23 protein-coding genes are annotated in these 26,543 nt (G+C 72.0%); 8 read left to right on the forward strand and 15 right to left on the reverse strand.

What is annotated here, in order from left to right:
* Window positions 1-88: 88 nt before the first annotated feature.
* The gene (locus E1285_RS12885) at window positions 89-2,575 is read right to left on the reverse strand and encodes a GNAT family N-acetyltransferase (RefSeq protein WP_132151529.1); all 2,487 of its coding nucleotides are present in this window, start codon (window positions 2,573-2,575) and stop codon (window positions 89-91) included.
* 168 nt (window positions 2,576-2,743) lie between these two features.
* Between E1285_RS12885 and E1285_RS12890 the strand changes: the two genes are divergently transcribed.
* The gene (locus E1285_RS12890) at window positions 2,744-3,667 is read left to right on the forward strand and encodes a sugar kinase (protein WP_132151531.1); all 924 of its coding nucleotides are present in this window, start codon (window positions 2,744-2,746) and stop codon (window positions 3,665-3,667) included.
* 134 nt (window positions 3,668-3,801) lie between these two features.
* Here the strand turns inward: E1285_RS12890 and E1285_RS12895 are convergent, their stop codons facing one another.
* On the reverse strand, window positions 3,802-4,827 hold the full coding sequence (locus E1285_RS12895) for a LysR family transcriptional regulator (protein ID WP_207946564.1): 1,026 nt from the start codon (window positions 4,825-4,827) through the stop codon (window positions 3,802-3,804).
* A gap of 621 nt (window positions 4,828-5,448) precedes the next feature.
* Here E1285_RS12895 and E1285_RS12900 point away from each other — a divergent pair.
* Complete coding sequence (locus E1285_RS12900; RefSeq protein ID WP_132151533.1) at window positions 5,449-5,958, forward strand: pyridoxamine 5'-phosphate oxidase family protein; 510 nt, start codon at window positions 5,449-5,451, stop codon at window positions 5,956-5,958.
* Window positions 5,959-6,035: 77 nt separating this feature from the next.
* Here E1285_RS12900 and E1285_RS12905 read toward each other — a convergent pair whose 3' ends face one another.
* Complete coding sequence (locus E1285_RS12905; protein ID WP_132151535.1) at window positions 6,036-8,129, reverse strand: RecQ family ATP-dependent DNA helicase; 2,094 nt, start codon at window positions 8,127-8,129, stop codon at window positions 6,036-6,038.
* A gap of 159 nt (window positions 8,130-8,288) precedes the next feature.
* On the opposite strand from E1285_RS12905, the gene E1285_RS12910 reads away from it, so the two are divergent.
* The 3 genes from E1285_RS12910 to E1285_RS12920 are packed head-to-tail and all read left to right on the forward strand — an operon-like array spanning window position 8,289 to window position 11,172.
* Complete coding sequence (locus tag E1285_RS12910) at window positions 8,289-9,713, forward strand: threonine/serine exporter family protein (protein WP_243722744.1); 1,425 nt, start codon at window positions 8,289-8,291, stop codon at window positions 9,711-9,713.
* A 55-nt stretch (window positions 9,714-9,768) separates the two neighbouring features.
* The gene (locus tag E1285_RS12915; protein WP_132151537.1) at window positions 9,769-10,095 is read left to right on the forward strand and encodes a hypothetical protein; all 327 of its coding nucleotides are present in this window, start codon (window positions 9,769-9,771) and stop codon (window positions 10,093-10,095) included.
* Between the two features lie 9 nt (window positions 10,096-10,104).
* The gene (locus tag E1285_RS12920) at window positions 10,105-11,172 is read left to right on the forward strand and encodes a DUF6745 domain-containing protein (protein WP_132151539.1); all 1,068 of its coding nucleotides are present in this window, start codon (window positions 10,105-10,107) and stop codon (window positions 11,170-11,172) included.
* 84 nt (window positions 11,173-11,256) lie between these two features.
* Here the strand turns inward: E1285_RS12920 and E1285_RS12925 are convergent, their stop codons facing one another.
* The 6 genes from E1285_RS12925 to E1285_RS12945 form a co-directional block, all read right to left on the reverse strand.
* On the reverse strand, window positions 11,257-11,643 hold the full coding sequence (locus E1285_RS12925; protein WP_132151541.1) for an ATP-binding protein: 387 nt from the start codon (window positions 11,641-11,643) through the stop codon (window positions 11,257-11,259).
* A 137-nt stretch (window positions 11,644-11,780) separates the two neighbouring features.
* Complete coding sequence (locus E1285_RS12930; RefSeq protein ID WP_132151543.1) at window positions 11,781-12,635, reverse strand: STM4011 family radical SAM protein; 855 nt, start codon at window positions 12,633-12,635, stop codon at window positions 11,781-11,783.
* Window positions 12,635-13,933, reverse strand: a complete 1,299-nt coding sequence (locus tag E1285_RS12935; protein WP_207946566.1) for an STM4012 family radical SAM protein — start codon at window positions 13,931-13,933, stop codon at window positions 12,635-12,637. Before E1285_RS12935 ends, E1285_RS12930 begins: the two co-directional genes overlap by 1 nt.
* Window positions 13,930-14,721 carry an STM4013/SEN3800 family hydrolase gene (locus tag E1285_RS46590; RefSeq protein WP_207946568.1) on the reverse strand — a complete coding sequence of 264 codons (792 nt, stop codon included), beginning with the start codon at window positions 14,719-14,721 and terminating at the stop codon, window positions 13,930-13,932. The genes E1285_RS12935 and E1285_RS46590 overlap by 4 nt, the downstream gene beginning before the upstream one ends.
* Window positions 14,718-15,797, reverse strand: a complete 1,080-nt coding sequence (locus E1285_RS12940) for an STM4014 family protein (protein ID WP_132151547.1) — start codon at window positions 15,795-15,797, stop codon at window positions 14,718-14,720. Before E1285_RS12940 ends, E1285_RS46590 begins: the two co-directional genes overlap by 4 nt.
* Window positions 15,798-15,921: 124 nt before the next feature.
* Window positions 15,922-16,851, reverse strand: a complete 930-nt coding sequence (locus tag E1285_RS12945) for an STM4015 family protein (RefSeq protein WP_132151549.1) — start codon at window positions 16,849-16,851, stop codon at window positions 15,922-15,924.
* A gap of 279 nt (window positions 16,852-17,130) precedes the next feature.
* Between E1285_RS12945 and E1285_RS12950 the strand changes: the two genes are divergently transcribed.
* Complete coding sequence (locus E1285_RS12950) at window positions 17,131-17,700, forward strand: hypothetical protein (RefSeq protein WP_132151551.1); 570 nt, start codon at window positions 17,131-17,133, stop codon at window positions 17,698-17,700.
* Between the two features lie 108 nt (window positions 17,701-17,808).
* Entirely contained in the window at window positions 17,809-18,498 is a 690-nt protein-coding gene (locus E1285_RS12955; RefSeq protein ID WP_132151553.1) for a class I SAM-dependent methyltransferase, read from the forward strand.
* Window positions 18,499-18,502: 4 nt separating this feature from the next.
* Here the strand turns inward: E1285_RS12955 and E1285_RS12960 are convergent, their stop codons facing one another.
* The 5 genes from E1285_RS12960 to E1285_RS12980 all read right to left on the reverse strand — a co-directional run bounded on the left by E1285_RS12960 (window position 18,503) and on the right by E1285_RS12980 (window position 23,550).
* A complete protein-coding gene (locus tag E1285_RS12960) occupies window positions 18,503-19,108 on the reverse strand; it encodes a response regulator transcription factor (protein WP_132151555.1) in 606 nt (201 codons plus the stop codon).
* Complete coding sequence (locus E1285_RS12965; RefSeq protein WP_132151557.1) at window positions 19,105-20,271, reverse strand: histidine kinase; 1,167 nt, start codon at window positions 20,269-20,271, stop codon at window positions 19,105-19,107. Before E1285_RS12965 ends, E1285_RS12960 begins: the two co-directional genes overlap by 4 nt.
* A gap of 64 nt (window positions 20,272-20,335) precedes the next feature.
* A complete protein-coding gene (locus E1285_RS12970) occupies window positions 20,336-20,992 on the reverse strand; it encodes an ABC transporter ATP-binding protein (RefSeq protein WP_132151559.1) in 657 nt (218 codons plus the stop codon).
* 91 nt (window positions 20,993-21,083) lie between these two features.
* Window positions 21,084-22,352: an alpha-amylase family glycosyl hydrolase gene (locus E1285_RS12975; RefSeq protein WP_132151561.1), complete on the reverse strand. Its 1,269-nt coding sequence runs from the start codon at window positions 22,350-22,352 to the stop codon at window positions 21,084-21,086.
* 34 nt (window positions 22,353-22,386) lie between these two features.
* The gene (locus E1285_RS12980) at window positions 22,387-23,550 is read right to left on the reverse strand and encodes a lactate 2-monooxygenase (RefSeq protein WP_132151563.1); all 1,164 of its coding nucleotides are present in this window, start codon (window positions 23,548-23,550) and stop codon (window positions 22,387-22,389) included.
* 147 nt (window positions 23,551-23,697) lie between these two features.
* Between E1285_RS12980 and E1285_RS12985 the strand changes: the two genes are divergently transcribed.
* Complete coding sequence (locus E1285_RS12985; RefSeq protein WP_132151565.1) at window positions 23,698-26,178, forward strand: DNA topoisomerase IV subunit A; 2,481 nt, start codon at window positions 23,698-23,700, stop codon at window positions 26,176-26,178.
* Between the two features lie 130 nt (window positions 26,179-26,308).
* Here E1285_RS12985 and E1285_RS47270 read toward each other — a convergent pair whose 3' ends face one another.
* Entirely contained in the window at window positions 26,309-26,536 is a 228-nt protein-coding gene (locus E1285_RS47270; protein WP_243722745.1) for a hypothetical protein, read from the reverse strand.
* Window positions 26,537-26,543: the final 7 nt, after the last annotated feature.

Raw genomic sequence — 26,543 nt, forward strand, 5'->3', positions numbered from 1 at the left:
CGCCCGGCCCGCCCAGCTGACGGGCCTCCGGCGGCAGGCGTCCCGGGCGGCCTCCCGCGCCGGGCGGCCTTCCCGCCGGGCGGCGTCACTACAGGCGGCGGGGGCCCAGTTCGGGACGGGGCCCCAGCGGACGCTCCAAGGTCAGGGTGACCCGGCGCACGGCGACGCCCGAGGCGTCCGCCATCACCGGGTTGAGCTCCAGGCGCGCGACCTCGGGAAGGTCGTAGCCGAGGCGGGACGCCCGCAGCAGCAGCTCTTCCAGGGCCTTCAGGTTCACCGGTTCGGCTCCGCGGTGGCCGAGCAGCAGCGGCGCCGTCCGGACCGCGCGGATCATCTCCGCGGCGTCCACGTCCGCGAGCGGCGACAGCCGGTAGGCGCGGTCGTCCAGCAGGGCGGCGGTCTCATGGGCGATGCCGAACGAGACCAGGGCGCCGAACGAGGGGTCCTCCCTGATCACGATGCGGGTCGGGACGCCGTGCTCGTCGCCGTCTCCGCCGCCGACGATCTCTATTCCGTAGCAGGAGAGAAGCTCGGCCACCTGCTTCGGAGCGAGCTCCACCGGGCCGCCGGCGCCCCGGGCGCCACCCGAGCCGGCCTCCTCCCCCGCGTCGAGCCATTCGGCGACCAGTTCCCGCGCGCGGTCGCGGTCCACGCCGTCGAGTTCCGGCGTGTGCCCCGCGGGACGCTGCCGCCACTGCGCGTACCGGATCACGTACGCCAGCGCCCGGACCGCGTCCTCCGGCGAGGGGTAGGACGGCACCGACCCCTCCGCGGGCATCCCGTCCGGCCCGGTGACGCGAAGTTCGGCGGGCATGCCCTCGGTGCCCAGGTAGGTCGCCACGATCGGCTTCCTGCCCTCCGCGGCGAGCCGGAGGATCCGCTCCGGGACGCGCACGTCGTAGCCGCCGATCGTGGGGGGCGTGAACACCGCCACCACGGCGTCGACGGTGTCGTCGTCGAGCGCGGAGGCGAGTGCCGCCTCGTAGTCGTCGGCGTCCGCGCGGGGGCCGAGGTCGATGCGGGGCCGGACGTCCAGGCCGTGCGCCACCGCCTCGTCCTGCGCCAGCAGGCCCAGCGAGTTGGAGTTGTCGATGACCGCGACGCGGTCGCCGGACGGCAGCGGCTGGTAGGCCAGCACCTGCGCCACGTCGAACAGTTCCGACAGGTCCTCGACCCGGATCACGCCCGCCTGCTCGAACAGCGCGCTGACCGCGTGGTCGGGCAGGGTCAGCGCGCGCGCCGCGTGCCCGATCGGGACGCCCTGCGTACTGCGGCCGCTCTTGACCGCCACGATCGGCTTGCGGCGGCCCAGCCTGCGCGCCAGCCGCGCGAACTTGCGGGGGTTGCCCAGCGATTCCAGGTAGAGCAGGACGGCCTTGGTCGCCGGATCCTCCTCCCAGTACTGCATGAGGTCGTTGCCCGACACGTCCGCCCGGTTGCCGGCGGAGACGAACGTGGACAGGCCGAGGCCGCGCTCGGCCGTCCGCTGCAGGATGGCGATGCCGAGCGCGCCGGACTGGGAGAAGAACCCCACAGGCCCCCGTCCCGGCATGGTCGGCGCCAGGGTCGCGTTCAGCCGCACATCGGTGTCGGTGTTGGCGATGCCGAGGCAGTTCGGCCCGACGACGCGCATGCCATAGGCCCGCGCGAGCCGCACCAGTTCCTCCTGCCTGGCGCGCCCCTCGTCGCCGATCTCGCCGAAACCGGAAGACACGACGATCAGGCCCCGCACGCCCTTGCTCGCGCACTGCTCCACGACCTCGTGGACGGCGTCCGCCCTGACGGCGACGACGGCGAGATCCACATCGTCGGGAATGTCCAGGACCGACGCGTAGGCCCGCACCCCCGCCACGGCCACGGCCGTCTGATGCACCGGATCCACGGGCCCGCTGAAGTCCCCGGCCAGCAGGTTGCGCAGCACGGTCTGCCCGACGCTGTGCTCGGCACGGCTCGCCCCGATCACCGCCACCGAACGCGGGAAGAGGAGCCGCTGGATCGACCGCGACTCGGCCCGGTGCTCGCGGGCCGACATGACCTCCATCGACGTGTCGGTCGGCTCCAGGTCCAGGACGAGCTCGATCACGCCCTCCTCGAACCGCTGCTCCGCCCGGTAGCCCGCCTCCCGGAACACCCGCGTCATCCGCCGGTTGTCGGGCAGCACGCTCGCCACGAACCGGCGCACACCCCGCTCCCTGGCCGCCGCCGCGATGTGCTCCAGCAGCACCGGCCCGAGGCCCCGCCCCTGGTGCGCGTCCTCCACGAGGAACGCGACCTCCGCCGTCTCCGGCCGGTCGCTCAGCAGGTCGTAGCGGACGACCGCCACCATGACCTCGCCGATCGTGGCGATCAGCGCGGCGCGCCGGTCGTGGTCGACGGTCGTGAAGTGTTCGACGTCACGGTCCGACAGGTGCGGGCGCGGCGAGAAGAACCTGTAGTAGATCGACTCCGGGGACAGCCGCGCGTGGAAGTCGCGCAGCAGGTCGCCGTCTCCGGGCCGGATGGGACGCAGATGGGCCGTCCCGCCGTCGCTGAGGACGACGTCGGCCTCCCAATGATCCGGATAACCGTCGGTCACGTACCTGAGGGTAAGGCACGGACGCCCGGTGTCCGCGCCACGGAAAAACGATGCTTCCTGGCTTTCGCTGCGCGTTCGAGACCTACTCGGGGCCCAAGAGCTGTTACGGTCGACCACACGCCCTGAATTGCCGCTCGCGCGGGCCGTGTTGATCGAGGTGATGACTCCATGACGCGCGTGGTCGTGGTCGGCGATCTGATGACAGACACCGTGGCGCGTGCCGCCTACCCCTTGGCAAAGGGGAGCGACACGCCGGCCGCCGTGACGACCCACGGGGGCGGTTCGGGCGCCAACGTGGCCGCCTGGCTTGCCGTGGAGGGGATCGACGTCGCCTTCGTCGGCCGCCGCGGCTCCGACATCCTGGGCCGCAACCGGGACATGGAACTGATGGGGTACGGCGTCGACGCCCGCCTCGTCATGGACGGAGATCGTCCCACCGGCACCTGTGTGGTGATGGTCACCCACAAAGGCGACCGGACGATGCTCTCCGACCCCGGAGCCAACGCCGCCCTGCTCCCCGAGGACATCGAGCGCTGCAGGGACCTGTTCTCGCAGGGGACCCACCTGCACCTGTCCGGCTACTCCCTGATCAACGAGGGCTCCCGGAAAGCCGCCATCCACACCCTGGACCTCGCCCGCAAAGCGCAGATGTCCGTGTCCGTGGACGGCGGCTCCTCCTCCCCCCTCAAGCGGATGGGCGCCGAGCCCTTCCTGGAGTGGACGCAGGGCGCCCGCCTCCTGGTGGTCAACGCCAAGGAGTCCGAGATCCTCACCGGCCGCGACTCGCCCGAGCAGGCCGCGAAGGTCCTCACCGCCTGGTATCCCCAGGTCGTGATCAAGACCGGCGAGGACGGCGCACTCTGGTACACCAACGGCCGCCCCGAGCCCATCACCGTCGCCGCCGAACCGGTCGAGAAGATCGCGGACGGCACCGGCGCCGGTGACGCTTTCGTCGCGGGCCTCCTCCCGTCCTGGCTGGACGGCAAGCAGCCCGCCGACGCCCTCACCGCCGGATGCCGCCTGGCCGCCCGCGCCATGCAGCACCTGGGCGCCCGCCCCAGCCTCGACGTGGTCGACAACCAGATCACTTAGAACGGCACCGTCCGGGAGCGCTCCCGCGCGTCCGGACGCACGCCACGGGCCTCCCGGCTCCGGTCGCCGCCACGCAGCGGGCAAGCCCATCGCGCCGGCTCGTCGGCCCGAAGGCCAGGGGCGATGAGTGGGGCTCAGGCGACGGGGGTGTAGGTCCGGACGTCCTCTCGGACGGCTGCCCACAGGCGGTTGAGGGGATGGCCCGCGTCGTAGCGTTCGAGGTCGGCCCGGCGGACGAAGGCACCGGTCATGAGCTCGGCCTTGGGTTCCAGGTCGTCGCGCAGGGCGATGGCGCGGAGCGGGACGGCGTCCGGGTCGTCCTGGGCGGCCATGCCGCGGCCGATGGAGCCGGTGACGATCATGCAGCCGCGGACGAAGCCGGAGCGCAGCAGGGACAGGCCGTAGTGCAGGTCGTCGATGTCGGCGACCACGGTGAGGCGCTCCCGGAAGCTCGGCCCGTACCAGGTGGCGAGCAGATCGGCGACGAGCCCGGCGGGCGGCAGCACGAGCGGGACGCCGGCGAGGCGGCTGGTCTCGACCGGGGTGTCGGGGAGCTCGGACACCGGCAGGTTCGTGAGCAGGAGGGCCTGACCCCGTGCGTACTCGATGACCTCGTACTCCTTGAGGCGAAGGTCACCCTCGGGGGTGCTGACGATGCTGCCGCAGATGAGGTCGACCTGCCGGGTCTCCAGGCGTGACCACAGGTCCTTGGTGCGGACGTGCGCGACCTTGAACTCCACGTCGCGCTGCTGGAACTCCTCCGACACGCGGTTCCAGGCCCGCGAGACGATCGGGAGCGTGAACTCCGTGGTGCCGACGGTGAGCATCCTGCCGAGGCGGCGCCGGCTCCGGTGAATGGACTCCAGCCATTTCTCCAGCGTCGCGTGCGCCAGTTCGACCGTCCTCTCGCCGGTCGGGGTGAACAGGAAATCCTTGCCGCGGCCCTGGCGGACGGTCAGGACCTCGCCGCAGAGCGCCTGGCTGTTGCGGTTCAGCGTGTCGAGCTGCTTCTGGACGCTGGACTGCTCGCGGCCGAGGACCCGGGCGGCCCTCAGCGCGGACCCCGTCTCGTGCACCACCAGGAGAGTCCGCAGCTGGTCGAACGTCATGTCCAGCAGCCCGGCCGGGCATTCCAGAATCGCGTCGAGGGTCGGTGACACGGGGAGCGACATTACTACCTGTTCCGTCGTCCCACCGAAATGGCCGATTGGTCATCTGGGCGGGAAATGATGACATTTCCCGCTGAACTTATCTCAAGATGTTCTTGTAAACAACTGGACAGAATTTTCTAACCTCTAGAACACTTTGCCTGCGAGCCGCTCCCGCCGCCGTCACCGTCCCCTCAGGACGGCGGCTCTCCCGGGCGCGCCCCGGCGGTGCCGGCCGCCGGGGCCGCCGCCCGGCGACTCCCGACTCCCGTTCGCCGCGGCCCTTCTCCGCCGCGGCGCCGGGGCCGGACACCGGCCCGTGCGCGGGGCCGCGCGCACGGGCCGGCCCGATCGTCCCGCCCGCGCCCACGGGGGCGCGCGGGCGCGGACGGGGACCCGCCGCCGGCACCACCGGCCGGACGCACCGGCCACTCGGCGCGGCGCGGCTCCGTGGGATGCGTCCGGCCGGTTCCGGGACGAGGCCTCCCCCGCCGCCCAGCCGGCTCACCGATGAATATGCCGGGGCCCGATGGTCTGTAGGGGAGGCCGCACGAAGGCCGGCGGCATGACGGCGGTATCCGAGATCGACCGCGCCGCACGCGGCGCGTTTCGACGAGGCAGATTGGAATGATCATGAAGAATCCGGTTCCCCGGCTCGACGAACGGTTCAGCGACCCCGACGCCCGGCCCGTGCCCTGGGCGACCGCCGCGGAGGTGCTGGAATCCGCGCAGCTGTTCTGGATCACGACCGTCCGCTCCGACGGGCGGCCCCACGTCACACCCCTCGTCGGCGTGTGGCTCGGCGAGGAGCTCCACTTCACCACGGGCCGCGAGGAACAGAAGGCGCTGAACCTCAGCGGCAACCCGCGGGTGGCCATGATCACCGGCTGCAACCGGTGGGACGAGGGCCTCGACGTGGTCGTCGAGGGCGTGGCCGAACGCGTCACCGCGCACACCGACCTCGAACGGCTCGCCATCGCCTGGGCCGCCAAATGGGACGGGCAGTGGCAGTTCCAGGCGATCGACGGCGGGTTCACCCATGCCGACGGCGGCGAGGCGCTCGTCTTCGCGGTACGGGCGTCCAAGATCCTCGCCTTCGGCAAGGGCACCTTCTGCCAGACCCGCTACGTGCCCGCCGACTGATCCTTCGAGGACCATCGGCCGGTCAGGGCGTCGGGAACCGGCCCCGCGCTCGTCACACGGGATCGCTGGGACTCCTGTCAGTTGGGCGTGGCCAGGGTCAGGGGGAGGACCTGGCCGGCGCCGGATTCCTTGAGGAGGCGGGTGGCCACGGTCATGGTCCAGCCGGTTTCCACCCGGTCGTCCACCAGGAGGACGGGGCCGGGGTTCTCCGAGAGTGCCGTGGCCAGATCGCCGGGGACGGTCAGGGCGTGCCAGACCGAGCGGAGGCGCTGGGCGCTGTTGTGGCGGCGCGGGACGGGATCGCCGATGGGGACGAGTTCGCCCAGGTAGGACAGGCGGCCGATCTCGGCGATGCGGTGGCCGAACGTGCCGACCAGGCGCGGGCGGGAGCGGGAGCCGATCGTGACGACTCCGGTGGGGCGGGCGGGCCAGTCCCAGGCGGCGAGGACCTTGACGACGGCGTCCACCAGGTCGGCGGGGACGTCGGTGTCGTCACCGGAGAAGAGGTCGCGCAGGCGGTTGCCCCAGCCGATATCGGTGAGGCGCCCCAGGGCGCGGCCTGTCCCGGCCTGCAGTTCGGGCTTGATGCGCCCGGAGACGCCCAGGTCGGCCTTGACGCCGGTAGGCCACATGCGGCGGGGTGCCAGGTCGACGCCGGGACGGTGGAGACGGTCACGGGCCTGCGCCGCGCCCTCCTGGGAGACGCCGGCGGGCCAGTGGCGGCCCGTGCAGTTGTCGCAGCGGCCGCAGGGGGCGGCGTCGGGGTCGTCCAGCTGGCGGCGCAGGTACTCCTCCCGGCAGGCCGGGGTGGAGATGTAGTCCAGCATCGCCTGCTGTTCACGGCGGCGTTCCGCGGTGACGCGTTCGTAGCGTTCCCTGTCGTAGGCCCAGGGCCGGCCGGTGGCCGTCCAGCCGCCCTTGACGCGGCGTGCCGCGCCGTCCACGTCGAGGACCTTGAGCATCATTTCGAGGCGGGCGCGGTTGAGGTCCACCAGCGGTTCCAGGGCGCCGGTGGACAGCGGGCGGTCCGCGGTCTCCATGACGTCGAGGGTCTGGCGGACGACGGGTTCGGGCGGGAACGCCAGGCTGGCGAAGTAGGCCCAGATGTCGCGGTCCTCCCGGCCGGGCAGGAGGATCACCTCGGCGCGGTCGACGCCGCGGCCGGCGCGCCCGATCTGCTGGTAGTAGGCGACCGGGGACTGCGGGGCGCCCACGTGGACGATGAAACCGAGGTCGGGCTTGTCGAAGCCCATCCCGAGGGCGCTGGTGGCGACGAGGGCCTTGAGCTTGTTGTCCTGGAGGTCCTGCTCGGCCTGGAGCCGCTCGGCCTGCTCCGTCTGCCCCGAGTAGGCGGCGACCTCGTGGCCCCGGTCGCGCAGGTAGCCGGTGATCTCGTGGGCGGCGGCGACGGTGAGCGTGTAGATGATCCCCGAGCCGGGGAGCTCGGCGAGGTGCTCCCCCAGCCAGGCGATGCGCTGCTCCGCGGTGGGCGGCGTGACGACGGCGAGGTGGAGCGACTCGCGTTCGAGGGGGCCGCGCAGGACGAGCGCGTCGTCACCCGCGAGCTGCTCGGCGACGTCCTGGGTGACGCGGGCGTTGGCCGTCGCCGTGGTGGCCAGGACCGGGATACCGGGCGGCAGCTCGGCGAGCAGCGTGCGCAGCCGCCGGTAGTCGGGACGGAAGTCGTGGCCCCAGTCGGAGATGCAGTGCGCCTCGTCGACGACGACCAGCCCGGCCCCGGCGGCCAGCTTGGGCAGGACGAGGTCGCGGAAGTCGGGGTTGTTGAGCCGCTCGGGACTGACGAGCAGGACGTCGACCTCGCCCTTCTCGACCTCGGTGAAGATCTGCTCCCAGTCGCCGGTGTTGGACGAGTTGATCGTGCGGGCGTGGATGCCCGCACGGTCTGCGGCCTCGATCTGGTTGCGCATCAGCGCCAGCAGCGGCGAGACGATCACGGTGGGGCCGGCGCCGCGCTCGCGGAGCAGCCGGGTGGCCACGAAGTAGACGGCGGACTTGCCCCAGCCCGTGCGCTGGACGACCAGGGCCCGCCGCCGCTCGACGACGAGGGCGCTGATCGCCGTCCACTGGTCGTCGCGGAGCCGGGCGTGGTCGCCGGCGAGGGCGCGCAGGCAGCGCTCGGCCTCGTCGCGCAGTCCGTCTGAAGTGGTCATGTGTCCCTTGGTACCAGCGCCTCGGAAGACATCGCACCAGAATCACGTTCTGTGGACGGACGCGGGCCCGGGGGGTGCCGCGGATTTGGGACACCGGGGCCGCGGGTAGCCTGCCAACCAAGATCGGTTTCGCAACGGGGAAGGGGCGCGAGCGGGGGAATGGGCGCGGCGGAGCGCATGCTGGGGCCGGACGCGGCGCTACGTCTGCGGGAGTCACCCGCGCTGCAGCGGCTGCGGCGTACGTGGCAGGTCCTGATGGACGTCTCCCCGCCGGAACCGCACGAAGAGGAACCCACCGAGGTCGTCGACCCGCGGGTGATCGACCTCGTCCTGCGCGTCGGTGATCTCCTTCTGGCCAGCGGCGAGACGACCGAGCGGGTGAACGAGGCCATGCTCAGCCTGGCCGTCGCGTACGAGCTGCCGCGCTGCGAGGTCGCGGTCACGCTGACCAGCCTCATGGTGTCGGCCCATCCCGGGAAGGGCGCGGCGCCGATCACGGGCGCGCGTGCCATCAGGCGCCGCACCCCGGCCTACTGGCGGCTCACCGCGCTGCACAAGCTCGTCCAGGACGCGTCCATCGGCATGCTGGAGCTGGAAGAGGCCCACAAGAGGCTCGCCGAGATCAAGCGGGGCCGCGCCCCCTACCCGGCCTGGCTGCTGGTCGCCTCACTCGGGCTCGTCAGCGCCTCGGGCAGTGTGCTGGCCGGCGGCGGGCCGCTCGTGGCGGTCACCGCGCTCGTCGCCACCCTGATCGGCGAGCGCACCGGCGCCATCCTGGCGCGCCGCGGCATCGCGGAGTTCTTCCAGCTGTCGGTCGCCGCCGCCATCGGCGCCGCCGCCGCGGCGCTCGTGGTGTCGGTGGGCGAGCCCGGCCAGGCCGCCGCGATCGTCACGGGCGCGATCCTGGCACTGCTGCCGGGACGACCGCTGGTCGCCAGCATCCAGGACGGCATCACCGGCGACCTGGTCAGCGCGGGCGCGCGGGTGCTGGAGGTCTTCTTCATCATCGCGGCGCTCGTCGCGGGCCTCGGCGCGGTGGTCTACATCGCGGTCAGCCTGGGCGCCCCGATCGACGTCAGTCACCTGCCCACGGCACCGGTGAAGCTGGAGCCGGTCGCGGTCATCGCCGCGGCCGCGATCTCGCTCACCTTCGCCATCTCCCTCGCCGCGCCAAGGGACGTGCTGATCGCCGCCGCCCTGGGCGGCGCGCTGATCTGGGTGCTGTACGTCCTCGCGCGGCAAGGGGGGCTTCCCCCCGTGCTGGCCTCGGCCCTGGCCGCCACCGTGGTCGGCCTGGCGGCGAACTGGCTCGCCCGCAGGCAGGGACAGCCCGTGATGCCGTACGTGGTGCCCGCCATCGGGCCGCTCCTGCCCGGTACGGCGCTCTACAGGGGAATGGTCGAGCTCAACACCGGATCACCGGACACGGGTGTGCTCAGCCTCATCGGGGCGGTGTCGGTCGCCCTCGCGCTGGGCGCCGGCGTCAACCTCGGTGGGGAGCTCGTCCGCGCGTTCCAGCATGTGGGGCTGAGCGCGTCCGGACGCTGGGCACGTCCCGCGGCCCGCCGAACCCGCGGCTTCTAGCACGCGGGGGTTCCACCGCAGACGTTCTGTCGGTGGCGGACGTTACGTTCACCGCATGTACCGACAGGGAGACGTCCTGATCCTGCCCGTGCCAGAGGACGCGGTTCCGCCGTCCGTGCGCGACCTGCCGCCCGCTCCCAGGGACGGCCGGGGGCGCATGGTCCTCGCGCTCGGTGAGGCCACCGGGCACGCGCACGCGCTGTCCGCACCCGGCTCGCTGCTGCGCGTCCCCGATCCGCTCGCCCCGGACCACCTGCACCTGCCGTCCGGCGGCCGGCTGGTCCACGAGGAGCACGCGGCGATCACCCTGCCCAAGGGCTGGTACCGGGTGATCCGCCAGCGCGAGTACGTGCCCGGCGCCGTCCGCGTCGTGGCGGACTGAGGAGGACGGATGCTCACCGGGACAGCGCGCGAAACCCACTTCGTGGTCGCCGACTGGCAGGCGGTGGCGTTCGGCACGGGCCCCGCCGACCGTGACCGGGCCGAAGCCGGTGTCGCCGCGGCCTACGCGGCCGCCGGTCTGGACGCCCCCGAACGGTACGTGTGGATGCCCTCCCCCGCGCGCGGCGCCGTCGCGGCGGCCGTGCTGGCTCGGCGCGGTGACGCGGGGGCGAGCGTCCTGCACGAGGTGAGGACGCGCCCGTGGGAGGCCGAGCGCGCCGCGGCCTGCTCCGAACAGGGGCCGGAGCAGTGGCCGCGAGTGTGGGCCGAGACGGGTGGGCTGCTGTGGAACCAGGTGCAGGCACTGGTCACGCGCGTGCGCGGCGCCATCGGTGACCTGGCCGCGGACGGTGATCCGCCCTCGGCGCGGGCGGAGGGCGCCGCGTCCGTGCTGCGGGGCGCGACGCTCGACGCGGCCCTCGGCCAGCACGACGCTCCGTGGCTGGCGCTGTTCGAGGCGCTCGGGCGGCTGGACGGCCCCCTCGCCGGTCTCGCCGAGGCCGCCCGCTCCGCCGGCTGGTGGTGGCCGTACGAGCGGCTCGTGGTCATGTCGGAGCGCCCCTGCGACCTGCACCGGGACGAGCCGGGGCGGCTGCACCGCGGCGACGGCCCCGCCCTCGCCTATCCGGACGGGTTCGCCCTGCACGCCTGGCGCGGCATGCCGATCCCGGCCGATTTCGTCGAGTCCCTGGCCGGCCTGACCGCCGAGCGCATCTCCGCCGAACAGAACGCCGAGCTGCGCCGGGTGATGCTGGAGATCTTCGGTTACGACCGCTATCTGGCCGAGACCGGTGCGCGTCCTCTGCATCGGGACGAGACCGGTGTCCTGTGGTCGATCGACCTGCCCGGCGACGAGCCCGTCGTGATGGTGGAGGTGGTCAACTCGACGCCCGAACCGGACGGGACGTACCGCGTCTACTACCTGCGCGTCCCCCCGAACACCCGCACAGCGCGCGCGGGCATCGCCTGGACGTTCGGTGTGGACGAGGCCGACTACCACCCCGAGAAGCAGACCTGAGCCTTCGAACCGCCGGAGGCATCCTGGCCGGCGGGCGTCCCTTGAGAGCACTTCCCCAGTCAAGGGACGCCCGCCCAGCTCCCCTCACGGGGTCGTCGTCTGCGCCCAGGTGACCTTCCCGCGGCCGGTGGAGCGCCACCCCCAGGAGTGCGACAGCGCGCCGACGAGCATCAGGCCGCGGCCGCCCTCGGCCTGGAGGTCGGCGATGGGCGCGGCCGGGCCCTGCGGGTTGTCGTCCCATACCTCGACCATGACGGTCTTGTCGTCGGGCAGGTAGAGGACGAGCATGACCGCGTTCGCGTGGCGGATCGCGTTGGTGACCAGTTCGCTGGTGATGAGTTCCAGGTCACCGTGGACGTCCCGGCGATCCCAGCCCTCAAGAGCCGCGCGCACGGTGTCGCGCGCCGCGCGCACGGCCGTGTCGACCGGTTCGAGCGCGAGGACGAAATGGGGTCGCTGTCGATGGTCCACCGAACCGCCTAAGTTGACCGGCTAACGCAAGCATGCGCCACCTGAGACGGTCGTGCACGGGATCTGGACTCACTGCGGTGTCCGGTCCGTGCCGGGCGGCGGCCGGGGCCGTCCGCCGTTCGCCGTCGCGGGGCAGGTCACCCACCGCCGAGCAGGGCGGGGATGCGTTCGAGGACGCCTCCCGCGAACGTGTCGTAGAGGCCGAGTGGCTCAAGGTGGACATAGCCGATGTGGCAGTCGCACGTGTCGAGGGGGCAGGGGCGGGGCGCGAGGGCGTCCCTGAACGAGCCGTCGTAGAGGTTGCCCAGCACGGACGGGACGAAATGGCAGCGGCGCACCGTGCCGTCGCCGTCCACGGACACGACGGTCTCGCCCGTCCGGCACGCGAGGCCGCGGCTGGGGTGCGGGCGCCGGCTGACGGGGAACAGGGGGTCGATCTCCGTCCAGGAGGCGGCCTCGGCGTCGTCGTAGGCATGCCCCTCGGCGGCGTTGACCCACAGGTACGTCCCGGTGGGCAGGTCGGCGCGCAGGCGCTGCGCGGCGTCGAGGTGTTCGGGCCGTCCGACGATCCCGGCGCTGAACCGCACCCCGCGCGCCGCGAGATCGCGGCATTTGCCGAGGAACCGCTCGTAGGGGACCTGTCCGGGGTGGTAGGTCGCCCACAGGGCCAGGCGGGTGAGATCGGCGCCGGACGTCCACGAGACGCGGTGGCTGAGGTTGGTCTGGATCGCGACGCGCTCGACGTGCGGGAGGTGGCTCAGGTCCGTGAGGGCTCGCCTGTACCAGGACCGGACGAGCCCCTCGCCCCACGGTGTGAACAGGACGGAGACGCGGTGTTCCTGGCGGGAGACCCACTCGGTGAAGCGTTCGAGGGCGGCCCGGTCGGCGCGGAGCTGCTCCGGCGTGTCGCGGCGCTTGGCGAACGGGCAGTACGGGCAGGCGTAGTCGCAGCTGGCGAGCGGCCCCCGGTAGAGGATCGTGAGATGCTCCATCAGCGTGCCTCGTAGGCGGTCATCAGAGCTTGGACCCGAGGTGAGAACAGGGCGGGGCCGATGGCATCGGAGTAGGCGAGCCCTTCTGGAGTGAGCCGCAGGGCAGTGCCGGACATCTCCAGCCATCCGCGGTCGTCGAACGACTTCAGGTCGGCGGGAAAGTCGTCGAGGGGGTCGGTGCCGAAGCGCGCGCGGTAGGCGCTCCGGTCGAGGCCGGTCGTTTGCAGGAGGGACTGGACGAGATGCCTGCGGCGGCGTTCCTCTTCGTCCATTTCGAAGCCCACACGCGCGGTCGTGAAGTCGTCCTCGCGGACGTAGTCATCGATGATGGAGCGCACCTGGCTCGCCCCGACCGCGTACTCGAACGAGTAGTGCAGGCGGGACGTGTAGGAGCGGGCACCGCAGCCCAGGCCCACCATGCCGTCGGTCTGGCAGCAGTACTCGGTGCCGTTGGCGGTGTCGCCGGGCCGCCGGAACATCCGCATCGACACCTGCTCGTAGCCTTCGGCCAGGAGATGGTCACGGCCGATGGCGTAGAGGGTGAGGCGCTGGTCGTCCCAGTCCTGGGTGCGGCGTCCGAGACCGGTCAGGGGACGGACGTAGAGGGGATAGAGGTAGATCTCCTCGGGGCGCCACGCAAGGGCGGCGTTCAGGGAGTGCATCCACGTCGCGGGTGTCTGGCCGTCGATGCCGTAGATGAGATCGATGTTGAGTGTCGGGAAGCCCACCGCGCGGATACGGTCCAGAGCGGCCTCGACTTCCGCGCGTTTCTGCGGACGGACGGCCGCGCGTGCCTCTTCGTCCAGGAAGCTCTGCACGCCGATGGAGATACGGGTCGTGCCGCGTTCGGCGAGGACGGTCAGCCGGTCGGTGGTGGCCGTGGCAGGTGAGGTCTCCACGCCCAGCGGGATGGAGCCGAACCCGGGAAACCGTCCGGCGACGTCGCAGAGCCGTTCCAGTTCGGACGCGGTGAAGTAGGTGGGAGTGCCGCCGCCGAACGCCGACGTGGCGAATGAGGCGTCGCCGCCTAGCGCGTCCAATACGGCCGTGGCCTGCCGGTCGAGTGCGTCCAGGTACGCGCCGGTCAGCTCTTCGGGTGCGCCAGTGCGGGTGAACAGGTTGCAGAAGCCGCACCGCATCTCGCAGAAAGGCACATGGAGGTAGAGGAAGAGCGTGTCGAGCGGCTCCCCCGCCCACACGTCCCGCGCATGGGGTGTCGGATGCAGTGGCCGGTAGGCGGTCTTGTGCGGGTAGGCGTACACGTACCCCTGGTAAGGCGTCCCCTGGTAAGGCGTCACGGCAGAACGAACTCCCCGTACGGAACGGTCCACACGACCTCGTGGCCGATGCGGTGCCCGGTGTGGCCGTCCTCTCCGTACGCCGTCCCGTGGTCGGAGCAGACGATGACGAAGCAGGGACGGCGCATCAGTGCGAACAAACGGCCGATATGGGCGTCGACATGCCGGAGCGCGGCGGCGTGGCTGGCGCGCGTGTCCCCGTTCGAGCGCGTCGCGCCGTCCAGATAGAACCAGTTGGGCTGGTGCAGGGACGCGACGTTCAGCAGCAGGAACAGGCGCCGGCCCGCGGTCAGCCGCGCCATGATCTCGGCGACGCGGTCGATCTGGTTGGGCAGCGCCTCCGGGTCGGTCACTCCGAACTCGCGTTCCCAGTGGCTCTCGGCGAACAGCGACGGAAGCACCGAGCCGAGCGGCGTCAGCTTGTTGAAGAACCCGACGCCGCCCACGCAGACCGTGTGGTAGCCGGCGTCGGCGAGCCCGGACGGCAGGTCGGCGGCGTCGAACGTCCATGTATCGCCGGCGGTCGTCTCGCTGCCGGGGAACGCCCCGGCGAAGAGCCGTGGGTGCACCCCGGGGGACGCGGGCGTCGGCAGGAACCCGGCCAGCATCGCGGTGTGGGCGGCATAGGTGAAACTCCCCGGCGTGTGGCGGCGCTCCCAGCGGCCTCCAGGGAGCAACCCGGTGAGAGTGGGAGTGTCCCCGGCGTCGGCCAGTTCGGTGGCCACGTCGTAGCGGAGCGTGTCCAGAGTCACCAGCAGCAGATCGTGGCTGCCGATGACCTCGTTCATGTCGTACACGCACCGCTCCCCGCCAGGACGGCCCCGACCTGGGCAGTGTAGGTGTCGGCGCCTTCGGCCGACCCGCCGGGCAGGCCGGTCAGGCCGGGCAGCAGGTCGCCGAACGCGTTCACCTCACCGACCCCGAAGCGCTTCAGCCCGATGCCGACGAGCAGGTCGACGCCGACCATCAGGCTGCCCGGAAAGCAGGCGGCGGCCCGCACGCACACGTCCATGGCCCGCCGCCATCCGTCCTCGCCGAGCGCCCGCTGCACCGCGCCCAGGTCTCCCCTGGCACCGCCCAGGTGCAGGTTCGTCATGGGATGGCGGCTCGTCCGGACGACGGCGTGCGTGGGTTCGCCGCCGATGACCACGACGCGCAGGTCGAACGCCCTCCCGCCGGCCGTGGCCTTCGGCATCCACCGCTCCACGTGCAACCCCTCCGGCGCGAGATCGTCGATGAGCGCCGCGACCTCGTCCTCGGTCTCGTACGCGCGGACGCGCAGCGAGTTGAGCAGGCCGTCCGGCGTCCGCGCCGCCGACGTGACCGCACGGACCCGGCCGGGCGCGGTCTGCAGCGCGACGACCCCCGACGCGGACGAGCCGTGCGCCGGCTTGACGAACACCCGCCGCTCCCTGGCCTCGTCCATCCGGGATCGAAGCGCCGCATAGCCATCGACGCCGGGCAGAGCGGGCGGTACGGGGACGCCCGCCGCCAGCATCCGCGCATGCGAGAGCCGCTTGTCGAACATGACCGCGATCTCCCCCACGTCGCCGAGGAGCCGCGCTCCGGAGGCCGAAGCCGCCGCCTCCAGGCGTCGCAGCGCCGCCGTGAACGTCCGGTACCAGCGGGCTCCGCCGCCGACGCGGGCCGGGTGGCCGGGGCCGCGCAGCAGCGCGTCGGCCTCCGGGTCCCCGCCCGGCGAGTCGATCCGGAGCAGTTCCCCCGGCGCGAGGACGATCTCGGCGCCGCGCAGCACGTCCGTCCAGGGCATCAGGCGCGGCTCGGGCAGCCCGCACGACCGGCACGCCGCCGCGAACAGCGCGGCCCGCCGGTCACCGGGCGTCCCGGCCACGACGAACGTCATTCCGCCGCTGCCGTGATCTCGGCGGCCTCGGCCCTCTGAGGGGGTTCGCCGTCGGGCCCCGTCTCCTCGTCGAACCTGAACACCGGCGGACCGGCGTACTCGTCCAGGTGCTCGTGAACACCCACTATTCGGCGACCGCCACGTAGCGCCAGTCGTCGCCGTTGGGGTCCTGCTCGTCCAGGTTGACCTTCACGCCGGGGAGCGCGGCCTTCACGCGCTCCATCAGCGCGTCGGACAGGAAGTGGTGGTGGAGGTCGAGTTCGCGCAGGTGGGTGAGGGGCTGGCCGGACAGCAGCGCCTCCGCGCCCTGGTCGGTCAGGACGCCCATGGCCAGGCTCAGCGACTCCAGCCGCGCCGCGACCGGCGCGCCGGCGACCGCCGCCGCGATCTCGTCCTGGATCGCGCTGTTCTCCAGCCCGAGATGCCGCAGGGCGGGCAGCCGCTCTCCGCCGAGCAGCGGGGCCAGATCCGCGACCGTCGCGTCGCCGCCGTAGTCGTCGACCCCGAACCACAGATCGAGGTGCGCCAGGTTCGGCAGGTCGCTCGCCGCCACCGCCCGGACGACGTGCCCCGGCAGCCCGCCCGACTCGAACCGCAACATGGTCAGCTTCTCGCTCTTGACCGGTTCGAGCACGAGCCCCGCCGCCCCCCGGACGTCAAGCCGCTCCAGTCCGGCGAATGCCGTGAAAAGGGGCGAGATGTCGGAGTGCTCGATCCAGGAGATCTCCGCCTCCTCGCCGGTGATGTCGCCCAGGAACAGCGCCCGCAGCCGGGGGAAGGACGCGGCGGCCTTGGCCAGCAGCGCCACCGGGTCCGCGGGGTCCTGGTCGTAGGAGGCGCCCCAGTAGCCGATGACCAGCGCCGTGACCTCCGCGGCGTCGACCCTCTCCAGGAACCGGGCGAAGACGTCGTCGAACGAATCCTCGTCGAAGGTCGTCCCGACGTACCAGGCCGTCCCGGCCGCCGGCGGGAGCTCGTCCTCCGGCCCCGTCTCGTCGTTGAACCTGAACACCGGCAGACCGGCGTACTCGTCGAGGTTCTGATAAATGCCCATGGATCCCCTTCGTGAGCCTGCAGGGATCATGTCCTATCAGGAGCGGATGACAGGGCGCCGCCCATCCCCCGGATCACCACACGGAACGGCAAGGCGGGACCAGCGCTCACCTGGCCGCCGATCGGGGTAACGGCCAGGTGACGGACGCATGGCGAAGCATCAACAGAGGTGCGCCAGACGGGTGAAAGCAGACGAGCCGGACCTCTAGAGTGAATCGAACGTGGGGCCCTCTCGCCGGAGGGCCCTTTGCCCTGCCTGCACGATCAAAGGTCCCCGATCATGAACGACCACGAGGTGCACGAGGAGTGCATGCGGCTCCTCCAGGACGGCATGCCCGTCCCCGCCCCCGCCGCATTCGAGCAGGGACGGGACTTCCTTCCGCTGGGTCTCGACATGGACGGCGACGTCGCCGTCGTCACGTTCCTGCATCAGTGGGACACGACCGCGGCCGCCTTCATCGAGGGCTGGACGTTCCACCGCCGCGACGGCGAGTGGAGGGAGCTCGGCGGCGCCGCCGGCTCGGCCCCCGATGAGCCCCTCGCCCGCCGCTCGTCCGGCGAGATGGGGCGTCACCTGATGAAGTACGGGTCGGGCCGCACGGTCCGCAACGCCAACCGGGTCCTGCCCTGGGGCGCCAGGTGGGTGAACGAGGCGCGGCTGCGCGCCTCGGCCGAGGTCGCGCGGATCAGGGTCGGCAAGCGGATCCTGGACGTCCCCGAGCACGGGCATGTCGCCGTGGTCTGGGGCGCCCGGCACGGGCCGGTCATCGAGGCCCTCGCCGCGGACGGCTCGGTGCTGGACGCCATGGACCTCGACCGCCCGGCCATCCCCGCGCGCACGCAGAGCTGATCTCCCACCGCTCGCCTGGAACGGTCTTTTCCGGAGATCCCCGGCACGGACGCGCCACGCCACGCCGGCGGCGCTTCCGCGGTCCGTGCACCGGGCAGACTCGGGGGCATGGCCCTCACTCCCGACTACGACTCCGACCCGGAGCGCTTCCGCCTCGCCGGCAGGGTCACCAGGAAGTACCTGATCGGGGCCCGGAGCCTGCATGACCACATCGCCTCGAAGCTGCTGGACGCCGGGGTGTCGCGCGTCCTGGACATCGGCTGCGGGGAGGGCGCCCTCAGCGCCGCCCTCCCCGCGCTCGCGCCGCTCGGACTGGCCGGCGTGGACGCGTCCGCGACCCTCCTGCGCGCCCATCCGGGGCCGCGCGTGCAGGCCGACGCCGGGCGCCTGCCGTTCCGGGACGAGGCGTTCGACGCCGCCGTCGCCGTGAACATGCTCTACCACCTGGACGATCCCCGGCCCGCGCTCCGCGAGGCCCGCCGCGTCCTGGCCCCCGGCGGCCTGCTGCTCGCCTCCGCGATCTGCCGGAACGACAGCCCGGAACTGGCGCCCGTCTGGCGTCCCGAACCCACCACGTTCGACGCCGAGGAGGCCCCGGACCTCGTCTGCGAGGTCTTCGGCGAGGTCGAGGTGGAGCGCTGGGACGCACCGCTGATCACGCTCCCCGACCGCGCCGCCGTCCGCGACTACCTGATCGCCCGCCACGTGCCCCGCGCCGAGGCCGCCGAGGCGGCCGGGCACGTCCGCGCCCCGCTCCCCGTGACCAAGCGCGGCTGCCTTGTCCTGGCCCGCCGCTGAAGCGCTAGAGCCAGCCGAGGTCGCGGGCGGTGCGGGCGGCGGCGTGCCGGTTGTCCGCGCCGAGTTTGGTGACGGCGGCCGACAGGTAGTTGCGGACGGTCCCCTCGGACAGGCCCAGTCCGCGGGCGATGCGGGAGACGGGCGCGCCGTCGGCGGCGGCGCGCAGGGTGTCGAGCTCGCGGGGGGTCAGCGGGCACTCCTCGGCGGCGAACGCGTCCGCGGCGAGCTGCGGGTCGATGTACCGGGCGCCGGCGGCGACCTGCCGGATGACCTGGGCGAGCTGCGCGCCGGGCGCGTCCTTGCCGAGGAAGCCGCGGACGCCGGCGGCCATCGCGCGGCGCAGGTTGCCGGGGCGGCCGTGCGCGGTCACGATCACGAGCCGGCAGCCGGGCAGCTCGCGGGAGAGGCGCTCGGCGGCGGCCAGGCCGTCCAGTCCGGGCATGTCGATGTCGAGGACGGCCACGTCCGGTTTCAGGGCGATGGCGCGCTCGACGGCCTCGTCGCCGCGGCCGACGTCGGCGGCGACCTCGATACCGTCCTCGGTCTCCAGCAGCAGGACGAGCGCCTCCCTGATCAGCAGGTGGTCGTCGGCCAGCAGCACGCGGATCATGCCTCTCCCCTCCCAGCGCCCTCCCCGGGGCCCTCCACGGCGACGGGAGTCACCGGGACGGCGGCCGCCACCCGGAACGTCCCGTCGCCGGCCGGGCCGGCCGTGAACTCGCCGCCCGCCGCGGTGATCCGCTCGGCGAGGCCCGCGAGGCCGCTGCCCGCGTCCCCGGCCGTGCGGCGCGCGGCGCCGTCGTTGACGATCTCCACCCGTACGTGGCCGGTGTCGGACCGGACCGTGATCTCGCACCAGGTGGCGCTGGAGTGCCGCAGCACGTTCGTCGCGGCCTCCCGGGCGACCCAGCCGAGCGGCTCGTGGACGTGGTCGGGCAGCGACGGCGACACCTCGGGACGCTCGCAGCGGAGCCCGGCGGCGCGCAGCACGGCCGACATGCCGTCCAGCTCGGTGCGCAGGGACGTGGCCCGGTAGCCGCGGACGACCTCGCGCACGTCCCGGACCGCGTCCCGCGCCATCGTCTGGATCTCGACCAGCTCCTTGCGGACCCGCCCGTCGTCGCGTTCCACGAAGCGTTCGGCCACCTCGGCGCGCAGCGCGACCGCCTGGAGGCTGTGGCCGAGGACGTCGTGCAGGTCGCGGGCGAAGCGGAGCCGCTCCTCCCCCACCGCGGACCGGGCCAGCACCGCGCGGGCCTCCCGGAGTTCCTGGACGACATGGAAGAACCACACCGTCACGTATCCGGAGAAGGCGGCGAGCGGTATGGCCACCACCTCGTACAGGACGGTCAGCGCGGGCAGTCCCAAGAACACGCCGTAGGCGGGGGTCAGGACGGTCGCCGCCGCCGTCGCCGCGATCGCCTCGCGCAGCGGCAGCACGACGGCGATCAGCCCGGCCGGGACGAGGAGCGCGTTCCCCCAGCCCTGGCCGGTACCGAGCAGCGGCGGCAGCACCCAGCAGATCGCCGTGATCGCGGCGAGGCCGAACCGGTGGCCGGGCGCGGTGCGGCGCATCAGGTTCAGCCACAGGAGCCGGGCGTACAGGGCCAGCGTGGCGCCGGTACCGGTGAGCGCGAGGATCAGGTGGCCGGCCTCGTGCCGCTGGAAGACCTCGTACCAGAGCGCGGGCGCCAGGAGCCCGGACAGCGTCATCGCCGTCATCCCCACGAGGATCGCGGCGATGACGGTGGGACGCGGGATGCCGGGCTGCACGCGCCCAGCGTATGCGGCCGTCAAGGCGGGCGGGCGGTGCCCGTGTCCATCGCTCCGGCCGGGGTCAGGCGGCGCGGAGGCGGGCGCGGAGGTGGGTGGCGTCGCGGCCGGTGACCAGGCGTCCCGCGTCCAGGACCCCGACCCGGTCGGCCCGGCACGCCTCCCGCGGGTCGCGGGTCGCGAGCACCACGCTGACCCCGCGCGCGGCCAGCATCAGCAGGACCGACCACACCTCGCGGTCCGCCGTCTCGTCGAGGCCGGCGGTGGGCTCGTCGAGGAAGAGCACGTCCGACCGTCCGACCAGGGCCAGCGCCAGGTCGAGCATGCGCTTCTGTCCCGCCGTGAGCCGCTCGAACGGGACGCCGGCCAGGTCCGTGAGGCGGGCCAGGCGCAGGGCTTCGTCGCGGGTGAGCGGATCGAGCGTCCAGCGCCGCCACGTGTCGACGATCTCGGCGACGGTCAGCCCGGGGAACAGTCCGCCGTCGCGCCAGACGGCCGCGGGCCGCGCGGTCTCGCCTTCGGTGTAGGGGTCGGCGCCGCGGAGGCGGACCGATCCGCCGGTCGGGCGCCGGAGCCCCGCGAGGATCTCCAGCAGGGTGGTCTTGCCCGAGCCGTAGCGGCCGAGCAGCGCGTAGACCTCCCCTTCGGCCACGGTGAACGAGACGTTGCGGACGGCCTCGTTCAGGTCCAGGTCGCGTACCTCGATCACGGGTGCCTTCATGGCAATAATGATCTCTGTGCCCGGCGCGGACGGGCAGTCACAGGCGTCAGGAAACGGCCGTGAGGATCGCAGGGGTGACCGATGACGAATGTCATGGTCCGGCGATCGCCCATCCGGCCGGGGGGACGGTGACGCCCTTCTCCGAGAAGGCCGCTTCACCGGCGACGCACGTCCAGCCGGCGTCGGGCAGATCCACGTTGGCGGGCTCGTCGTCCAGGTTCAGGACGACCGCGAGCCGTTCTGTGCCGTGCCCCACTGTGTAGGAGAGGGCCGTGTTGGTCAAGGTGTCCACTGTGGTGCGGGCGTGGACGAGCCATGGATGGCGCCGTCTAAGGCCGATCAGTTCTTGGTGCAGGCTGTGGTGGGTCAGACCGTACCCCGGGGTCTCGCCGGGGCTTTCCGGGAAGGCCGGCCGTATGGCGTCGTCCCCGCCCTCGCGTTCTTCTTTGACGCCCTCGAACGCGAACTCGTCCCCGGCGTAGATGGACGGGACGCCACCGATGGTCAGCAGGACGACCAGCGCGTGGGCTATCTGCCGCTCGTCGTCCAGGCGGCTCGCTATGCGGGTCACGTCGTGGTTCCCGAGGAACGTCTGCGGGACGAACGTTTCGAGCATCTGGTCGTGGCGGCCGAGCGCGTGGGCCAGTTCGAAGAAGTTGCGGTCGTTGAGGGAGCTCCAGATGGCCTTCCAGAGTTCGTACTGCGTGACCGAGTCGAATCCGGCCAGTTCGACCAGCGCCGGGTAGTCGCCGTGGATGACCTCGCCGACGAACCAGGCATCGGGGAAGCGCACACGGACGCGGTCGATGACCGTCCGCCAGAACACCGGCGGGACGGCGTAGGCGGCGTCGAGGCGCCAGCCGTCTATGCCGCGCTCCAGCCAATGGGTCATGACCTCGGTGACGTAGTCGGCGACATCCGGTTCGGCGTGGTTCAGCGTGACGAGGCGGTCGTGTCCCTCGAACGTGCGCAGGTCAGGGTGGAACCACTTCCTGTACGGGGACTCCTCGCCGTTGGCGGCAACGTCGGCGAATGGCGGGAAACCTCGTCCGACATGGTTGAAGACACCGTCGAGCAGGACACGGACGCCCTTCTGTGAGGCGTCGTCGATGAGCCGCTTCAGGTCGTCCTCAACGCCGAGCCTGGGGTCGACGCGGAAGTGGTCGACGGTGTCGTAGCCATGGGTCTCGGACGCGAACACCGGACCGAGCGCGAGCCCGTTGCAGCCGAGCCCGATCAGATGGTCGAGCCAGCCGTTGAGCCGTCCCAACCGTGGCGTCGGGGCCGTCCCGTCCGGTACGGCCCCGACGAAGCCGAGGGGGTAGGCATGCCACCAGATGGCGTGATCAGGCCAGCGCATGCGCACCCCCTACCCCGAATGGGGGCGGCTACATTCACGCGCGCACGAGAGTCTCCAAGGTCAGGTCGTCCGGGTTGGCGGCACCGGCGAGGGCCATGGTCAGTTCCAGTTCGGCCTGGAGGCAGCGCAGGACGTGCTGGACGCCGGCCTGACCGGCCAGCGCCAGCCCATACGCGTACGGGCGCGCGACCAGCACCGCCTTGGCGCCGAGCGCGAGGGCCTTGACGATGTCCGATCCCGTGCGGATTCCGCTGTCGAACAGCACGGTCGCCTGGTCTCGGACGGCGTCGACCACCGTGGCCAGCGCGTCCAGGGAGGCGACGGCTCCGTCCACCTGGCGTCCGCCGTGGTTGGAGACGATGACGGCGTCCATGCCGGCGTCGATGGCCTGGCGGGCGTCGTCGGGGTGTTGGATGCCCTTGAGCGCGATCGGCCCGTCCCAGTGGTCGCGCAGGAAGAGCAGGTCGTCCCAGGTCAGGCTGGGGTTACCGAAGTTCGCGACCCAGTGCAGGATCGCGGTGTCGCGGTTGGCGGCGGTGACGGGCCCGCCGATGGCCTTCTGGAAGACCGGGTCGGTGAAGTAGTTGGCGACCCCGATACCGCGCAGGAACGGCAGGTAGGCCTGGTCAAGGTCGCGGGGACGCCACGCCAGCGTGAACGTGTCCAGGGTGACGACGAGGGCGGTGTAGCCCGCCGCCTTGGCCCGCTCCATGAAGCTGACGGCGAGGTCCCGGTCCTTCGGCCAGTACAGCTGGTACCAGCGGGGCCCGTCTCCGTTCGCCTCCGCGACGTCCTCGATGGTGTACGAGGACGCCGTGCTCAGCACCATCGGCACCCCCTCGGCCCCGGCCGCCCGCGCGACGGCCAGCTCCCCGTCCGGGTGGAAGATCGACTGGACGCCGATGGGCGCGAGCAGGACCGGTGACGGCAGCGCGGTGCCCAGCACGTCCACCGACAGATCGCGGTGGGCCACGTCCCTGAGCATCCGCGGCACGATCCGCCACCGGTCGAACGCCTCCCGGTTGGCCCGCGCGGTCGCCTCGGTGCCCGCCGACCCCGCCACGTACCCGAACGCCTGCGCCGACAGCGACCGTTCGGCGAGCCCCTCCAGTTTCGTGAGGTCCGTGGGCAGGGCGGGGAGGACGTCACCGAGCCCTTGCAGGTAGATCGAGTTCTGGTGGTCGGCCAGCGCGCTCAAGGGAACCTCCGCATGCGGGATTTCATCCGTCCGGTTTTAATCTGCCAGGTCCGCGTAGGTGACGGAACGACATCGATCCGGCATGCCGGGCGGCTCACCCGGTGGGGCGGGCGAAAGTTGTCCCCGGGACCGGCCACAATGTGGGGCATGGCACGACGCGGATCCCCAGCCCCTCCACCGCCGGACTTCGAAGAGAACATCGTCGACGTCGATGTCTCCGAGGAGATGCGCGGCAGCTTTCTCGAGTACGCCTACTCGGTCATCTACCAGCGGGCGCTTCCCGACGCGCGCGACGGCCTGAAGCCCGTCCAGCGGCGCATCCTGTACTCGATGAACGAGATGGGGCTCCGCCCCGACCGCGGGCACGTCAAGTGCGCCCGCGTCGTCGGCGAGGTCATGGGCAAGCTGCATCCGCACGGCGACAGCGCCATCTACGACGCGATGGTGCGGATGGCGCAGTCGTGGGCGATGCGGATGCCGCTGGTCGACGGGCACGGCAACTTCGGCTCGCTCGGCGGCGACGACATGCCCGCCGCCATGCGGTACACCGAGGCGCGGCTGTCGCGCGAGGCGATGCTCATGGTCGCCTCCATCGACGAGGACACGGTCGATTTCCGCCCCAACTACGACGGGCAGGAGACCGAGCCGGAGGTGCTCCCGGCGGCGTTCCCGAACCTGCTGGTGAACGGCGCGTCCGGCATCGCGGTCGGGATGGCCACGAACATGGCGCCGCACAACCTCGGCGAGGTCATCGCCGCGGCCCGGCACCTGATCGACCACCCGGACGCCACGCTGGACGACCTGATGCGCTTCGTCCCCGGCCCCGACCTGCCGACCGGCGGGAAGATCGTCGGCCTGGACGGCATCCGCGACGCCTACGAGCGCGGCCGGGGCACGTTCCGCACCCGCGCCACCACGACGATCGAGAACGTCACGCCCCGCCGCAAGGGCATCGTCGTCAGCGAACTCCCCTACGCCGTCGGGCCGGAGCGCGTCAAAGCCAAGATCAAGGAACTGGTCAACGCCAAGAAGATCCAGGGCATCTCCGACCTGAAGGACCTCACCGACCGCAACGTCGGCCTCCGCCTGGTCATCGAGATCAAGAACGGGTTCAACCCCGAGGCCGTCCTGGCCGACCTCTACCGGCTCACCCCGATGGAGGAGACGTTCGGCATCAACAACGTCGCCCTCGTCGACGGCCAGCCCCGCACGCTCGGCCTGCGCGACATGCTGCAGGTCTACGTCGACCACCGCATCGACGTCGTCCGCCGCCGCTCGATGCACCGCCGCAAGAAGCGCGAGGACCGCCTCCACCTCGTGGACGGCCTCCTGGTCGCGCTGCTCAACATCGACGAGGTCATCCAGGTCATCCGGCAGAGCGACGACGCCGCGCAGGCCAAGCAGCGCCTCATGCAGATCTTCGAGCTCTCCGAGATCCAGTCGCAGTACATCCTGGACACCCCGCTGCGCCGCCTCACCCGCTACGACCGCCTGGAACTGGAGAAGGAGAAGGAGCAGCTCGCCAAGGAGATCGCCCAGCTGACCGCGATCCTCGAATCGGAGAAGAAGCTCCGCGGCGTCGTCTCCAAGGAACTCGGCGATGTCGCCAAGGAGTTCACCACCCCCCGCAGGACGATCCTGCTGGAGTCCTCGGGCCAGACCGCCGCGGCGGCCGTCCCCCTCGAGGTCGCGGACGACCCGTGCCAGGTCCTGCTGTCATCGACCGGCCTCATGGCCCGCACCCACGACGCGTCCCCGCTGCCGGACAGCGGCCCCCGCGCGAACCACGACGTGCTGGTCTCGGTCGTCCCCGCCTCGGTCCGGGGCCAGGTCGGCGCGGTGACGTCCCTGGGCAGGATGATCCGCGTCGAGGTCGTCGACCTCCCGACACTGCCGACCTCGGCGACGCCCCCGTCCCTGGCGGGCGGAGCCCCGGTGGCCGAGTACATCAACCTCGAACCGAACGAAACGGTCGTAGGCATAGCCGCCGTCTCCGACCAGGGCGGCGGCCTGGCTCTGGGGACGGCCCAGGGCGTGGTCAAACGCGTAGTGCCCGAATTCCCCGCCAACCGCGACGAATTCGAAGTCATCACCCTCAAGGACGACGACCGCGTCGTCGGAGCCGTCCAGCTGCTCTCCGAGGAACAGCACCTCGTCTTCATCAGCACCGACGCCCAGCTCCTGCGCTTCGCCGCCTCGATCGTCCGCCCCCAGGGCCGCGCCGCCGGCGGCATGGCGGGCATCAAACTCGGCGAGGACACCCGCGTCCTGTGGTTCGGCGCCATAGACCCCACCCGCGAGGCCCGCGTGATCACGGTCTCGGGCTCGTCCTCGGCACTGCCCGGCACCCAGACCGGCGCGATCAAGCTCGCCGACTTCGCCGAGTACCCGGCCAAGGGCCGCGCGACCGGCGGCGTCCGAGCCCACCGCTTCCTGAAGGGCGAGGACGTCCTGCTCCAGGCCTGGGCAGCCCCGACGCCACTCCGAGCCGCGGCCGCCAACGGCAAACCGGCGATGCTCAACGTGTCAATGGGCCGCCGCGACGGCTCCGGCGAGAAACTCGACAAGCCCATCGTGGCCATCAGCGGCCCGATAAGTGAGCCACCGGAAGACACGACCGAGGAATGACCAATGGGGCCCGGTCCGCCACTCGGGCGGGCCGGGCCCCATTCCCGATCTTCCGGAACAACCCGGCCGATCGTCCCGTACTTTCCACGCTTGCCCTGGACCGGATGACACGCGGATGATTTACCCCTACTTAGGGGGAAATCATGGGGCGTCTCATACCGGCCATCGCGGCGATCAGCGCATTACTCACCCTCGGCGCCTGCGCCGAACAGGCCAAGTCACCCGCCGCGGCTTCGAACACAACGGCGAGCGCGACACCTTCCACGGCAAGTGCCCCTCCCACCACCAGCGCGGCCCCCACGCCCACTCCGTCGGTCGAACAACGCACCGTCACGAAGAACCACAGAATTCCATACAAGACTCGA

Source organism: Actinomadura sp. 7K507 (assembly GCF_004348425.1).
Lineage (GTDB): Bacteria > Actinomycetota > Actinomycetes > Streptosporangiales > Streptosporangiaceae > Spirillospora.